Below are 14,076 nucleotides of genomic sequence, written 5' to 3'. Positions count from 1 at the left end.
GGCTTTCTTCTAAGAAGTCACGAGTTTCCGAGCCCCTTCAAACAGTACGTCCTCCTTGGGTCAGTTGCGCCTGGGCGCGACCTTCCATGCCACCAGAGCGATGGCTAATGCTGCACAGGCCATCATGGCAGGCAGCAGGGAGTGGGTGTCGCCGGTAGGAACGATCTTGCTCGTCTGGCTCTGGCTGCCCCCGCCGGTATTTGGGAGGCTTGGGTTAGCAGGATCCTCGGGCTTCTCAATCTCTACCACATTGGAAGGCACGGGATCACCCGGATCCTCCTCGCCCAGCGGGGTGAAGACCACGGTCCCCAGGTTCTCCCAGGACCTGGCGCCTTCCACTTGGGGCACCTTGACCTGGAAGGTGACGCTCTTGGTCGCGCCTGCCTCCAGATCCCCCAGATTCCAGGTCACCTTGGCGCCGTCGTAGGAGCCGCCGTCAGAAGCGCTGCCCTCTACATAGATGAGGTCGTCTTCCAGGAGGTCTTCCACCTGCACCTCATGGGCTGTGCTGCCGCCGGTGTTGGTGACGGCAAGTCGATAGGTGACCGAGGTGTCGGTCTCTACTTGGAGCTTCTCACGGGTGAACTCGGAGCCGTCGGTCTTTTGCTCTTTGACAATCTCGAGCTTGGGGTCGTCAGGGCGCTCGCCGCGGTAATTGAAGAAGCGGGCACCCTTGAATTGGTCGGCTGCCACCACCCCTTCCACCTTCCCGGAGGCAGGATAGGTATAGAAGCCTGTGGCATTGGCCTCCGCTTCGGTTATCTTGAAGGTCGTGCCTTCGGGGATGCCGAGAACCACCAGCTCCTCGGCATGGGTGAGGACCAGCTGGTCGCCACTCTTGACGGTACCTGCACGATCACGGCCGTAATAGTTGAAAGATTCCGGGAGCGATTCGCCCTTTTCATTGGTGAACTCCACCGTGAAATGATACTGGCGGGTGAAGTCCTCTGCCGTGGCGGTCTCGCCGCCCACGGTCTTCGAGATCCTGAGGCCGCCGGTGGCCGGCTTGGTGGTGTCCTTATCGGTCACCACCACCGTGTTGATGAGGCTGAACAGGCCGGTGATGTCCTGATCGCCCAGATCGTCGCACTCGGCGGTGGAGTAGTAGGGGTCGTCGGGGTTGGGGTGAGCGTTGAGGTTTTGCTGGACGCGTGTGCGCACGTAGCCGGTGTCGGTGACAAAGAAGGGCATGTAGTTCTTGCCGCCGTCCTTGTCCCCCAAACCATAGTCCACCACCGCGTTGACGCCGTAGTGCAGGTTCATGGAGCGGCGCAGCTGCAGCGTGTTGGTGTCGGGCAACAGGGTGTCCTGCCACCCGGTGAGGCTGAAGGCGCCCGACTCCTGGTGCTGCGCAATGGAGGTGATGTCGCGCAACGTCACGTTCACGTCGCCCTCGGAGGCGTATTTGACCATGGTCTGGGCCAGCTTGCCTACGCCGGCCATGACGGTGACGCCGTCGTTTTGCACGCCGGCATCTGCATAGATGGAATAGACACCGACCTTGACGTCGATGATCTCTTCGTTGATCTCGCAACCTTCAGGCGCCTTGATCTCGCGAAGGTAGTAGGTCACCGGCTCTTGGGAGAGCTCCACGTCGGGCCAGATCATGTCGGCATAGCCTGCAGTCGCCCTATGGCCCTGAGTGGGCTCGAAGATGAGCATGCCGTCAGTGCCGTCGACCGTGGCGGTCTCGCCCTGGGCCACGGCGGAAGCAGGATCTGCAGCCTGAGCCTTCTCTAGCGTGTCATAGAGAGCGAAGGTCGCACCGTTGCGGCCGGCTCCCGTCTGGTCGACCTTGGACACGCGCAGCTCGCGCTGCTCATTGGGGATGTAAATGCGCGAACGAAAATTGCGTACGAACTGCTTGATATCTAAGGGAGTGTAACCGCGGGTGAGATAGTTGTTAGTGTCAGGATTGTCGGGGTCGTCGTAAGGGTTGATTTGAGTCAGAATGGCCTTAACGTTCTCGCCGTACTGGCCCCCATCCTTTGCCAGCGCCTGGGCCACCTTCTGGCCTAGGGCCTCATAGCGCTCCTCGCTGGTCATGGCATGAAGCGCGTCCCGATCAACTCCAAGCACGCGCATAAGCGCCTCAGGTTTGATGATGGCATAGAAGTTGCGCATATCGCCGCTTTCAGGGTTTAGCAGCAGATAGCGATCGGCACGGCCGGAAAGATTCTCAAGGTAGCCGCTCAAACGTTGGGTGTCATGATCCCAGGTGAGGAACCAACCGTTGGCGTTTACAGAGTTTTGCGCTTGGGCGCTTTGCATGAGGGCGCCTTTGAGAGTCACCACGCGCACTTGCTCCTTAAAGGACTCATACTCGGCATCGCGGTCTTCCCCGTAATGGATGGCCTTGAAGCCATCCAAATTGTCACCATAGAGCGGTAGCCATTGGTCTTCTGCTCCCACGCGGGTCTTGAGCATGGGCACTACTACGACCAGCCCGTCTTCCTGGTCGGCCACCGCAACAGGGCTGGAGCCAGGGATCTGGTCGACCAAGCCGCCGTCCGGACCCACCTGCCCATAGAAGACCTGGGCGCTATTGCCAAAGATGTGGCTTACGAAACTGGAGTAAGCGCCAACCTGATAGCGGTTGTTCACCACCAGCATCGTGTAGTCAGGCTCAAATCGCAGCAAGAGGTCTTGGGGGGTTGACTTATAGCCCTCGGGCGCCTTGGTCTCGCGCAGGATATAGAGCAACCCCTCTCCCGTGCTCTCGTTATAGCGGTCTGAGAAGTTGAAGGGCTCTTGAGCGGAGCCGTCACGGCTTGGGAGGGTGGGATCTGTGAAACGGGCAATGCCGTTCTCGTCGGTCACCAGATGGGTCAGCGCCGCCCCACTCGCCTGCACGTTGTCCAGAGTATAAGTGCTGCTGTTAGAGACAGAGGGAGTGGTGCCATCGGTGGGGAGTGCCGCATAAAGGTCGAATTCTGCGCCCGCTAGAGGACGACCGAACTGGTCCACCTTCTCGATCTGCTGATAGAGCGTGTCCTGCAGGTTGAAGCGCACCGCCAGCGAGGAGTCATAGTTGCCGCGCTCCAAGTAGAACATCTTCAAGGTATGGCTGGTATTGGAGGCAAAGGTGTTGCCGTTCCACCGCTCGTCGCCAGAACGTCCCGCCCTGTCGAACATGTTCTTTATATTGGTTTTGATTGCCGGCTCGGTGATATAGGAGCCGTCTGCATTGAAGATCTCGCCATTGGAGTTGAACGCGGTGCCCATATTGACATCGCCGGTGGAAAAGTCGATGGTGCCGTAGATCTCGGAGTGGATGCCGCCCAGATCCAACACCAGCACATCGTCGATAAAGACCCAGACGTCGTCGTCTCCCACGAACTCGAAGGTCATGGGGTTGGCGCCCACCTTGCCGTCGATGGGCTGTCGGAAGGTAGTCTCGACGGTCATGCCCAAATGATGGTCCACAGGCTCGACATTGCCCTGGTTGTTGGCGTTCAAGGCGTTTCGCAGCTGGCCGTTGTCCAGGCTAAAGGCGTTGGCTGCGCTGTTGAAGGGGAAGAAGTTGCCCACGGAGTTCGTGCCGTCGGTGCGCAGGCCGGCCGGCGCGTCGTAGAGCACGAAATGCCCGTCACTGCCCTCTTGGGGATCCTCCACATATTGGGCGAAGTTGTCACGCATGTTGTAGTAGTAATAGCCTTCGTCGTCCATCTGGAACAGGCCGGTAACGTTGTTGTAGGACTCTTTGCCGGAAGCCTCGGTATCAGGGTCAAAGAGGTATTGGAGTGAGCGGATGGACTCGGGCAGCTCGTAGCCATGGGCATAGTCCACCGGCGAGGAGCCGCTCGAAAGCGTCGCTTTGAGGTTTTGCCCTTCAGCAGTGTCGGAGTTTATGGTGACGTCGTTGTTGAGCGCGGCAAAATCGATGTTTCCCGTGCCGGCTGCCACAGAAAGCGCCTGGGCCTGCACGGCAGGGTCGATGTTCCAGCCCCACACGGGGTTGAACAGCGGGTTGGTCCTGCTCGAGGCCAGCGCGCTCGTGTAGAGCGGACCCGCATTGCCATAGATCATCTCGTTGGTGTTGCGAATGGCGGTGCTATAGAGCTCAGGATTGGAGTTATAGGCGCCCACGGCGCCGCCGTTGGGGCCCAGCAAGCTGTCATCGGCATTGATGACGGGGTAGCCGCCTGAAAGGGTGGGGGCCACGATGTTTTGCATGCCGGGACGGCTTAGCGCGATGTCACCATAAGCAGCCACGATGCCCTGGTTCCAGTAACCCAGGTGGCGCATGCCGTCGCCAAAGGTAAGCAGGCGCCCGTAATTGATGCCGCCAGGGTTGGTGAGCCACGTGTTGTAATTCACAGAAGGGGTGGCCCCACCGGTGGTTCCCAGCGTATCGGTATTGCCGGCACCCCTTTCCCCCGTGTCATAGTCAAAGAGGTTTACTTTGGTATTGGCAGGATTGAGCCCCTCGACCACATGGCTTTCGAGCTGTTCCTGGGTCACGGCCGCATAGGCAGGCGTCCCGGCAAAAAGCAGGGCACAAGCCACTATCAATGCGACGGCCTTACGCATGCCTTGGCCCAATGAAGATCTCCTCATCTTCCTCTCCTCATCCACAATGAGCACTTGTGTCTTTAAATTATCGGCTTCTATAACTATATATTCAAGCACATAAGCAAATTTCATCTCTCAGTTTATTTTCATAAATGCTGGTAGTAAGCGTTATTTTTTAAATTCAATTTGGCAACAACATCTCTTATTGTGATACATATAACATTATATATATCCAGGTTGCCCAATCTATGGGATCAGCTCGCGGGCTGTTCAAGTTCATTGGTCTCGCTTTGCTTTGCCAACAAAAAAACGCCTTGTCGCAGATGCGGCAAGGCGGTTTTCGATATCTAGTGCATAAGAGAGTTGTGGCGCGCCCTTCGCGGCAGGAAGAACGTTAGAAATCTACGTCCATGTCGTAGTAGACGCACTTGAGCAGCTTCTCCATCTCCTCCTGGGTGGGAATGCGGGGGTTGGAGCCGGTGCAGGCATCGCCGATGGCGTTGGCTGCCACCTCGGGCAGCTTCTCCAAGAACTCGGTCTCGTCGATGATGGAGACCTCGGCAGGCAGGCCGCCCTCGCCGTAGTTCTTGATGGCCTGAGGGATGTTGAGCTCGTCGTTCATGTGGCGCAGCTCGGCCACCAGGGAGGCTACCAGCTCCTCTGTGGTATCGCCGGCCAGGTGCAGGCGACGGGCGATGTCTGCATAGCGCTCAGCGGCATGGGGATCCTTGGCGTTGTACTGGATCACGCGAGGCAGGTACATGGCGTTGGCGGCGCCATGGATGATGTGGCCGCCGGAGAATGCGGCGCCGGTCTTGTGGGCCATGGAGTGGACAATGCCCAGCAGCGCGTTGGAGAATGCCATGCCGGCCAGGCACTGAGCGTCGTGCATCTGACGGCGCGCCTCTTTGTCGCCCTGGTAAGACTTGACCACGTACTTGTGGATGAGCTCGATGGCCCACAGGGCGTCGGCATCGGTGAAGTTGCAGGCCACGGTGGAGACATAGGCCTCGATGGCGTGGGTCATGGCGTCCATGCCGGTGTGGGCGCAAAGCTTGGCGGGCATGGTGTAGGCGATCTCCGGATCCACCACAGCCACGTCGGGGGTGATGTTGAAGTCTGCCAGAGGATACTTGATGCCCTTGTCGTAGTCGGTGATGACGGCGAAGGCGGTCACCTCGGTGGCTGTGCCAGAGGTCGAAGGGATTGCGCAGAACTTAGCCTTGGTGCGCAGCGTGGGGAAGCTGAAGGGCGTGATGAGGTCCTCGAAGGTGATCTCGGGGTACTCGTAGAACGCCCACATGGCCTTGGCAGCGTCGATGGGGCTGCCGCCGCCGATGGCTACGATCCAATCGGGCTCGAACTCCCTCATGGCCTCGGCGCCACGCATGACGGTCTCTACTGAGGGATCAGGCTCGACACCCTCGAACAGCAGGGTCTCCATACCGGCCTCTTGCAGATACTCCTCGGTGCGCTGAAGGAAGCCGCCGCGACGCATGGAGCCGCCGCCGGTGACAATGATTGCTTTGGTGCCGTTGAGCGTCTTGAGTTGCTCCAGTGCGCCCTCGCCATGGAAAATGTCGCGAGGGAGTGTGAATTGGGCCATAACTTGCCTTCCTTCCTGTGGGCTCGCAGCGGGCGAGCCAATCCAGAATGCCAAACGCCTCTACCGTTTGGCCAGTCAGGTGTCATTTTAGAGCCCTCTCACCCCGCCGCCTTCGGGCAACTCCTTACCTAGCCCTCCCCTACTCTGACCGATAAAAAACCGGGGCCCGCATGCGCACGAGCCCCAGAGGAGTATCATTATAGGTTGTCTTATTTGACGTCTTGCTGCATCTATGCTGATAGATGCCTAGGCTGAGCGGGGTCTCGCAGAAAGACCGCAGGGCGCCCCTCTCGTCCCAAGCCCTAGCGCACCTGCTCTACCTGCACTTGGGCCACGAATTCCTCCACACGGGCAAAGTCGCCGATACCCGGGCAAAGGGCGGCGTTGGCGCCGGTGGCCATGGCGCGCTTCAGGGCGTCTTCCACAGCGTCGCGATTCTCATACCATACCGATAAGAACGCCCCCAAGGTCGCATCTCCTGCGCAGGCCGTCTGATAGGGCTTGATGGGCAGTGCCGAGGCACGCCAGAGATGCTCGCCGTTGTAAAAATAGGCTCCGCGGCCTCCCATGGTGAGCAGGATGTTTTGGGCACCCAGCTCATGGACCTTCTCAAGAGCGGCCAGCGCGCTGGCGTCGTCGGTCACATCCAGGCCAAAGATGTCGCGCAGCTCGTCGTCGTTAGGCTTGATGAGCAGGGGCTTCTTGCCTACCAGCGAGGCTAGATGGGTGGAGGACACGTCAAAGACGGCGTCTGCCCCTACCTCTGCCAGCACTCCCGCCAGCTCATCGTAGAAGTCGCCCTCCATGCCAGGGGCCAAAGAGCCTGAGGTCACCAGGCACTCAAGGCCCTCCAGCTCGCGCACTTTAGAAAGCATCTCCTGCTGCGCCTCGACAGGCACGAAAGCACCGGCGCCGGGCATGGTGTACTCCACTTGGCCGGCGCGCAAAAGCACGGTGATGCGGGTGATACCATCCACATAGATAGGATCCACAGAGCAGGTCTTGCGGGCGCCTTCCACAATATAGTCGCCGGTAAAGCCGCCGAAAAACCCCAGGATCTGGCTCTGGCAGCCATAATGGGCCAAGGTGAAGGACACATTGAGGCCCTTGCCGTTAGGCGAATAGACCGCGTCCTGGCAGCGATTCACTGCATCGGGCACCAGCTCGCCTTTGCTGGTCTGGATGTTCATGTCGATTGCAGGGTTGGTAGTGAGGGTGTGGATCATCGGTTCTCCCACAACAGGTTGGAATGAATGAAAAAGCGGGCCGGACCTTGAGAAACCAGGTCAGGCCCGCATCAGGAGCATAACTTCTACCCAAAGAAACGCCTACCTCAAGAGGTTGCGGGGCTTCTCGGCATCCCCAAGGCCAAAGGGCTTAGGGAGAGACTGCACGATTACGCAGCCTTGGGAGCGGCGTTCTCGGCCTTGCGCTCTTTGTCGTACTGGGACTTCTTGAAGAGCAGGAAGAGGAGTCCGCCCACAAGGGCGCCTACGAGAATGGCGCCGACCCACGCCAGGGGCTGATCCACTACGGGGAGCACCAGGAAACCGCCGTGAGGAGCGGGCACGTGCACGCCCAGCAGCAGGGTGAGGATGGCGGCAATGGAGGAGGAGAGCATCATGATGGGCATCACGGGCCAAATGTTCTTGGTCATGAAGGGGATGGCGCCCTCGGTAATGTGGGTGCAGCCCAGGATGAGGTTCACCAGGCCGGCGTCGCGGTCTTCCTGGGTGAAGTACTTCTTGCCCACGATGGTGGCAAAAGAGGTCACCAGAGGAGGAGCGATGCAGGCGGCAGACACGGCAGCCATGAAGTTGGTGCCGGAGAGGTACTCGGCGGTGCCTGGGCCGGCGGAGAGACCAGCGCCCAGAAGCATGGTGCCGGTGACGTAGGCAGCCTTGTTCACGGGGCCGCCCATGTCAAAGGCGCACATGCAGCCAATGGCCAGACCCAACACGATGGGGCTGCCGCCCTGGAGGCTCTCCAAGAAGCTCATCATGCCCTCGTTGATGGCCACCATGGGGCCGGAGATGGCCAGCATGGCAAGACCAACAATGAAGGTGGAGCACAGAGGATAGAGGAAGATGGCCTTGAGACCGTTGAGGCTCTCAGGGATGTGGGAGAAGACCTTCTTCAGGCCCTCCACCACGTAGCCAGCCAAGAAACCGCCAATGATGCCGCCCAAGAAGCCAAAGCCAACGCCGGAACCACCAGCATCGATGAGGCCGGTCTCAGCAGAGACAGGCAGGCCCTGGATGGCGATCATGCCGGCCACAAAGCCAGGGACCAGGCCAGGACGGCCGGCGATGGACTCGGCGATGTAAGCCGAGAGGATGGGCACCATGAGGTTCATGGCGATGCCGCCGATGATCTTGAGCATGGCGGCGAAGGAGTTGTAGTCGGCAGCCGTGGAGTCAAACGAGGTGATGCCCCACAGGAAGGAGATGGCGGTGAGCACGCCACCGGCTACCACGAAGACCAGCATGTGGCTTACGCCGTTCATGAGGTGCTTGTAGATCTCCTGGCCAATCCCGCCTTTCTCAAAGCCATGGTTCTCCATGGCCAGCTCCTCGTCGGTGGGAGCAGCCTCGGCCTTGGCGGGTTTGGCAGCCAGAGCCTGATCGATAAGACCGGCAGGATCTTTGATGCCTGCGGTGACGCCAGCCTTGGCCATGGGCTTGGAGGCGAAGCGCCCCTCGTCCACGTTCACGTCGGCAGCGATGACTACTGCCTTCGCGTTGGCGATGTCCTCAGCGGTGATGGCGTTCTTCACGCCCTCCTGACCGTGGGTCTCCACCTTGATGGTGAGGCCCTTCTCCTTGGCGGCTTTCTCCAACCCTTCCTTCGCCATGAAGGTGTGGGCGATGCCGGTGGGGCAGCCAGTGCATGCGAGGATGTCGTAGTGCTCGGACATGCGTGTCCCTCTCTTCCGGATCGTTGGCGCAACTGTGCGCCAGACTGATATCTGGAAAGACCTGTGCGTACTCCACCTGCAGGTTAGAACCTACCGCCAGATGCAGTCCTCCCACGCGCTGCCCCGTTGGCCAGATGTGTCTCTACAAACCACGGCCTACGGGCAATACAAGCCTCTCGCTCACGGTCATTGAATAGCAGCTGAAACTATTTGGTTAAATTCAGCCAGACAAACGGTCAATATTTCTCCGTGAACGGTAATAAAAGCTAATTATGTATGACTAATACTGTAAGGGTCTTTACTATCCATCCCTTATAATTTCGATAAATGTCTACCTTTATATAGTCATCTATCTGGTATTTCACATAGTTTACGCTAAATTATAATTACTTATAAACTGCATGTTCACCTAGGTACCTTAATTTGATGCTTGAAAGAATCGTTGCCTTCGTGCCATAATTGTTTATTTATCTTTTAGGAGGAGGATTCATGGCTTTTGATGCAGCCCGGGAGGAATACCAGCTGCTCAGCATCCGCTATTTGCGCGACCACAAACTTACCGACAGCTACGGGATGGCGCGAGAAGCCGCCGCCTTTCGCCGCCAGTTCGCCCGCAACCACGATGCCTTGCCTCAAACAGACCAAGACCGCGCCTTTCACCTTATGGCCCAGGCCGTCACGCTCATAGACAACGAGCTTCCCTTTGTAGAGGCCGAGGACGACGCCTACGCCCTCATTCAAGAGGCCCAAGGCCTGCTCTCTGAGTCTGTCTCCTTAGACCCTGGCTGCTTCGATGCCCAGCGCGCCCTGACGGCCCAGCAAAGCCCCACCCGCGAGGCCTACTATCGCTACCTCAAAGACGGCGAGGCTCATACCTGGGAGGTGTGCCAGGCCCGTGCCCAAGAGGCGCTCAAATCCTCGCAGGTAGCCTCAGACCTCGAGGCGCGCCTGCTCCTCTTTCCTGCCTATCGCTGGACGGCTGCCCTGGCCTCTCATGCTCTGGTGTGTGGCAGGTACTCTATTGCCCGCGACGCTGCCGAGAAACTCCTCGCCCAAGACTCAGAAGACGTGGCTGATGCCCGCTTCACCGCTGCGCTGGCCTACGCGAAGCTGGAAGACGGCGAGGGCTTCCTCTCTCTTCGAAAGCGCACGCGCAAGATGCGCAACCGCCCGGCACCTGATGCCTGGGCCTCCTTTGCCTTTATGGCCCTGAGCGCCAAGGCCAACGATTACAAGCTTGCGCGCGAGATCCTCCATCAGATCCTGCGCATCTATCCCCACGCTGCCTATGTGCTCTCTCAATCCTCTGCAGTACCCGAGGGCATCTTTGCTCGTATGGCGGTAGAGCCCTACTCCAACGACGAGCTTGTCTTGGCCACCAGCGAGGCGCTGGTACTGTTGCAAGAAGGCGTGGACCTCAAGGGCTATGGCACCCTGGGCGCCTTTATGCTTCAAGATCCCCTGGTGCGCCAAAAAGCCGAGGAAGACGAGCGCGAACTGAGGGCCATGCTTACTAATGGCCCCGTGCCGCTGGATGCCTCTTCAATGTCTAAGGGGCCAGATGCGTTCCCTCAAGACGGCGAAGGCGGATGGGACCTTGACGGACCTTCTGATTTGCTTGGCGATTGGGGGCAATCCCGCTCATGAGCACACTTACCCCGCTTACACCTGGCGGCTCTCCCGCTTCGCCGGCTGCCTTTCAAGAAGAGCTGGTTTGGCGCGTAGCCCTTTACTACAAAGAGTCCCATGAGCCCATGAGCGACGGCGCCTTCTCAGCCCTTTTGGAAGCTGTCCAAGAAGACCTTGGGCCATACCTCACCCACCCTTCAGACATTGCCTTTGCCAAGCTGGCCCCCGTGCTCGACAGCTATCGCCAGCCGCATCCAGAAGACGAGTTCCTCTCCAACGAAGACTACATGGCCACCATTGCCAAGCGCCGTGACCAGGTACTTGCAGCCGCAGGGCACGCCTTAGAGATCGATCCTCGCTGCACCGACGCACTCGTGGTCTCTGCCTTGCTGCAAGAAGATGAGACCTTCGAGGTGGTCGAGGCGCTCATCGACCTAGAATCCCAACAGCTGGAAGGCCAAGAGCTCCATATACCTGCCTCTGGATCTGCCTGGGACAACGTGTTTGCCCGCCCTGCGCTGCGCCATAAAGCCGCCATCGCCTTTATGGCGACAGAGGCTGCCTTCTATAAGCGGGCCCTTACCACCGCCGGCCAGCTTCTGGATTTATTGCCCAACGACGAGCTGGGCATGCGCCACACCCAAGCCCTCGCCTTCGCACGGTTGGAAGACGAGACTGGCTTTGACGAGCTGGATGCCCGCTTCCATCGCCGAGGCAGTGCCTGGACCAACCTAGCCCGCACGGTGATGCTCTTCAAGCTGGACCGCATGCCTGCTGCCCGCAGGGCCCTCCAGGGTTTCCTGTCCCTCAATGAAGGCGCCGCTTATGCTCTGTTGCATCCGGTTTACGTGGAGCCCTACCTGCCTTTGCGCCCCACCTTTGCCCCTGGCTCCTTCGAAGAAGTCACCCTGGCAGTGCGCGAGGCAGACCCTCTGGTGGTAGACGTGCCCGAGTTCATCACCTGGGTCGCCAACCAGCCCCAAGTCGCCGAGCAGGCTGCCTCCTTCGCCCAATCCCGCGGCTACGATTTTTGAGTTGTGGGTTATTGAGTGAGTCTGGGAGCGCCCAAAAGTATTTGCTATACTCAGTAAGCTCTTGTGCGCCTAGGCCTTATAAGCCAGGTCACGGTATTTTTAATGCCGATACGCACAAGTCGCCTTAGTCCCCATCGTCTAGTGGCCCAGGACGTCGCCCTTTCAAGGCGAAAACACGAGTTCGAGTCTCGTTGGGGGCACCACAAAACGCAACAGCCCTAGAAACCGCGCGTTTCTAGGGCTGTTTTTGACTGGTTGCAGCAGCCAAAGGATCTCGCCGATATCCCGTTAGTTCACCATATAGCGACCTACGCGATAGAAGGTCACCGACCCGGAGGGCTTGTTGGAGTCGAACTGCACAAACTCCACCGAATGCTCGCCGGAGTCCAACTGCTCGTCTTTGAGCTCCAAATCAGCGGTTTCGCTGGACTTATTAAGAGTGGCGGCTTCTTGGCCATCCACATAGACGTAGGTGATTGTATCGGCAGGAACGCCTTCGAGTACCAGCGTGATTTGGGCTGCGCGCTTGGCAGGGTTCACCGCAAGCTCGGGGATAGAGCCGTTCTGGGTAGAGCCCTCCCCGCTTACCAGGTAGGCAGTGCCCTCGCCCACGTTGCCGTACTGCTCAGAGCTGAAGCTCTTGGTGGTGGCAGTGGCATCGGCAGACTGGGATGCCTCGTCGTTGTTGGTGGTAGCTGAAGACGATTGACCGCATGCGCCCAGACTGAGCGCCAACGTTGCCGCCATAAGCATTGCTGCGATCTTGCGTTTCATGTGCCCTCCAGCCTTAAGAAACCTCATTTTGAGGACTGTACCCGTTTGCGCGCAGGAACAGGCCTGCACCCCCGTGGTGTGCAGAGGTTATTTGGTGCCTAGGTGGCACGAGGGAGTCTCCATGAGCTGAAGCACCTGACGCTCAGAGGGACCCATGTTTTCGCCCAGCAGGAAGGGAATGCCGTTGACATAGGGACAGCCCAGATGCTGCGGAGCCATCATGGTAGCCACCAAAAAGTCGAAGCTGTCGGAGAGGCGGGCGGCCTCGGCGATTTTGCATTGATGAATCTCGTAGCGACCCTCATAGCCATGCTCATTGAGCAGGCGCTCGAGACGAGTACGCGCTGCAGTAGAGGTGGCAAAACCCGAGCCACAGGCCAAAAGAATGCGCTTCATGCTTCGCTGCTTTCTATTAGAAAAGGGCAGGCATGCAGCCTGCCCTCGCTAATTGCTACTGGTAGGGGCGGTGGGATTCGAACCCACAAGCCCGAAGGCGGCGGATTTTAAGTCCGATGCGTATGCCGTTTCGCCACGCCCCCAGATCAGTTCCTCATGGTAGCCCATCTCGCCCGTGACGAGGAGCTCGATCAAAGAACCATTTTAGGCCCAAAGATCGGTAACCCTCACCTGGAGGGGCAGGTCCGTCTTCTTGTGAGCCAGCTCTTGGGCGATAGCCACACACTCCCCTGCCAAACCGTCCGATTCGCTCACCGTGAGCTCTAGGAAGCCTGCAGCGCGCATGAGCTCGCCCAACAGCAAGACGCCTCCCAGAATCACCGGAGCTCGCTGAGGCTGCACGCCTACGATCTTCGCCCTCTGCTCCTGCGTCATGGCAGAGAGCAGCTGAGCGAACTCGTCCACGTCGCCAATGGTGAGGGTAGCCCCCTGCACCTGGGCGCTGTCGTAGGGATCCAAGCCCAGTTTGGCAGCCACTACCGTGGTAGCCGTGCCACCGGTGACCACCAAGGCGTCAGGGCGCGGCAAAATGCCGTCCATCCAGGGCATCTGAGCCTCAAAAGCCATGCGCACCTCGCAGCAGCACTGCACGATGGCATCGCGGGCGGGAGGGTCGGTGCGCTCCAGGTAGCGCTCGGTGACGCGGCGGGCGCCCACGTCAAAGGAATGGGTCCAGTCCACTACCACGCCTTCTTCGGTCACGCCGCCCAAGGTGAGCTCGGTAGATCCGCCGCCTAGGTCTGCCACCGCCATGGAGGGCAGGTCGATGGCCTGGGTCACCCCCAAAAACGTCAAAGGGCCCTCGGCCTCGCCGGACAAGACCTCAGGATCGAGCCCACGGGAGCGCAACGCCTCTAAGAGGGTTTCGCTATTCTCGGCATCTCGGGCGGCCGAGGTCAAAAAGCACCCCACGTAATGGCAACGAGCCTCTTTGATCTGCTGCAAAAAGTCGTCCACTGCAGCCAGTACGCGATCGATGGCCGCTTGAGACAGCTGGCCTGTGGCATCAACACCCTCGCCCAGATTGCAGATGGTGCTCTTGCGCTCAATGGCCTCCAGCTCGCCGTCGCGCAGGTCGGCGATGCCTACTCGGGCGGTCACCGTGCCCAGGTCGATGGCTGCTACGCGAATGAGGTCTTCCATAA

Annotated in this window: 9 protein-coding genes and 2 tRNA genes; 3 read left to right on the top strand and 8 right to left on the bottom strand. The window is 59.2% G+C overall.

The features are described from left to right. Positions 1–60: 60 nt before the first annotated feature. The 4 genes from OR601_RS02135 to OR601_RS02120 all read right to left on the bottom strand — a co-directional run bounded on the left by OR601_RS02135 (position 61) and on the right by OR601_RS02120 (position 9,038). Entirely contained in the window at positions 61–4,560 is a 4,500-nt protein-coding gene (locus OR601_RS02135; protein WP_265592055.1) for a DUF7601 domain-containing protein, read from the bottom strand. A 349-nt stretch (positions 4,561–4,909) separates the two neighbouring features. Next, a complete protein-coding gene (locus tag OR601_RS02130) occupies positions 4,910–6,121 on the bottom strand; it encodes an iron-containing alcohol dehydrogenase (RefSeq protein ID WP_265592054.1) in 1,212 nt (403 codons plus the stop codon). A 302-nt stretch (positions 6,122–6,423) separates the two neighbouring features. Continuing rightward, a complete protein-coding gene (locus OR601_RS02125) occupies positions 6,424–7,347 on the bottom strand; it encodes a 1-phosphofructokinase family hexose kinase (RefSeq protein WP_136012339.1) in 924 nt (307 codons plus the stop codon). 170 nt (positions 7,348–7,517) lie between these two features. Then, positions 7,518–9,038 (bottom strand): PTS fructose transporter subunit IIC, encoded by a 1,521-nt coding sequence (locus OR601_RS02120; RefSeq protein WP_265592053.1) that lies wholly within the window; start codon positions 9,036–9,038, stop codon positions 7,518–7,520. A 489-nt stretch (positions 9,039–9,527) separates the two neighbouring features. Here OR601_RS02120 and OR601_RS02115 point away from each other — a divergent pair, with 489 nt between their 5' ends. The 3 genes from OR601_RS02115 to OR601_RS02105 all read left to right on the top strand — a co-directional run bounded on the left by OR601_RS02115 (position 9,528) and on the right by OR601_RS02105 (position 11,904). Beyond that, positions 9,528–10,685: a response regulator receiver protein gene (locus tag OR601_RS02115; RefSeq protein WP_136012337.1), complete on the top strand. Its 1,158-nt coding sequence runs from the start codon at positions 9,528–9,530 to the stop codon at positions 10,683–10,685. Next, positions 10,682–11,701 (top strand): hypothetical protein, encoded by a 1,020-nt coding sequence (locus OR601_RS02110; protein ID WP_136012336.1) that lies wholly within the window; start codon positions 10,682–10,684, stop codon positions 11,699–11,701. Before OR601_RS02115 ends, OR601_RS02110 begins: the two co-directional genes overlap by 4 nt. Before the next feature lie 127 nt (positions 11,702–11,828). Continuing rightward, a tRNA-Glu gene (locus tag OR601_RS02105) sits at positions 11,829–11,904 on the top strand. A gap of 85 nt (positions 11,905–11,989) precedes the next feature. Here OR601_RS02105 and OR601_RS02100 read toward each other — a convergent pair. From OR601_RS02100 to OR601_RS02085, 4 genes are all read right to left on the bottom strand, one after another. After that, a complete protein-coding gene (locus OR601_RS02100) occupies positions 11,990–12,475 on the bottom strand; it encodes a hypothetical protein (RefSeq protein WP_265592052.1) in 486 nt (161 codons plus the stop codon). Between the two features lie 87 nt (positions 12,476–12,562). Then, positions 12,563–12,871 carry a PTS sugar transporter subunit IIB gene (locus OR601_RS02095; protein WP_136012334.1) on the bottom strand — a complete coding sequence of 103 codons (309 nt, stop codon included), beginning with the start codon at positions 12,869–12,871 and terminating at the stop codon, positions 12,563–12,565. Between the two features lie 59 nt (positions 12,872–12,930). Next, a tRNA-Leu gene (locus OR601_RS02090) sits at positions 12,931–13,014 on the bottom strand. Positions 13,015–13,075: 61 nt separating this feature from the next. Further along, entirely contained in the window at positions 13,076–14,074 is a 999-nt protein-coding gene (locus OR601_RS02085) for a Ppx/GppA phosphatase family protein (RefSeq protein ID WP_136012333.1), read from the bottom strand. Positions 14,075–14,076: the final 2 nt, after the last annotated feature.

It is taken from the genome of Leptogranulimonas caecicola, from assembly GCF_023168405.1.
Lineage (GTDB): Bacteria > Actinomycetota > Coriobacteriia > Coriobacteriales > Atopobiaceae > Leptogranulimonas > Leptogranulimonas caecicola.
This window is presented reverse-complemented; position numbering and strand designations above follow the sequence as displayed.

Bases quoted from the DNA above. Each gene is read 5' to 3' on its own strand.
- OR601_RS02085 (WP_136012333.1), bottom strand. From the start codon at position 14,074: ATGGAAGACCTCATTCGCGTAGCAGCCATCGACCTGGGCACGGTGACC.
- OR601_RS02115 (WP_136012337.1), top strand. From the start codon at position 9,528: ATGGCTTTTGATGCAGCCCGGGAGGAATACCAGCTGCTCAGCATCCGC.
- OR601_RS02095 (WP_136012334.1), bottom strand. From the start codon at position 12,871: ATGAAGCGCATTCTTTTGGCCTGTGGCTCGGGTTTTGCCACCTCTACT.
- OR601_RS02120 (WP_265592053.1), bottom strand. From the start codon at position 9,038: ATGTCCGAGCACTACGACATCCTCGCATGCACTGGCTGCCCCACCGGC.
- OR601_RS02130 (WP_265592054.1), bottom strand. From the start codon at position 6,121: ATGGCCCAATTCACACTCCCTCGCGACATTTTCCATGGCGAGGGCGCA.
- OR601_RS02135 (WP_265592055.1), bottom strand. From the start codon at position 4,560: ATGAGGAGATCTTCATTGGGCCAAGGCATGCGTAAGGCCGTCGCATTG.
- OR601_RS02125 (WP_136012339.1), bottom strand. From the start codon at position 7,347: ATGATCCACACCCTCACTACCAACCCTGCAATCGACATGAACATCCAG.
- OR601_RS02110 (WP_136012336.1), top strand. From the start codon at position 10,682: ATGAGCACACTTACCCCGCTTACACCTGGCGGCTCTCCCGCTTCGCCG.
- OR601_RS02100 (WP_265592052.1), bottom strand. From the start codon at position 12,475: ATGAAACGCAAGATCGCAGCAATGCTTATGGCGGCAACGTTGGCGCTC.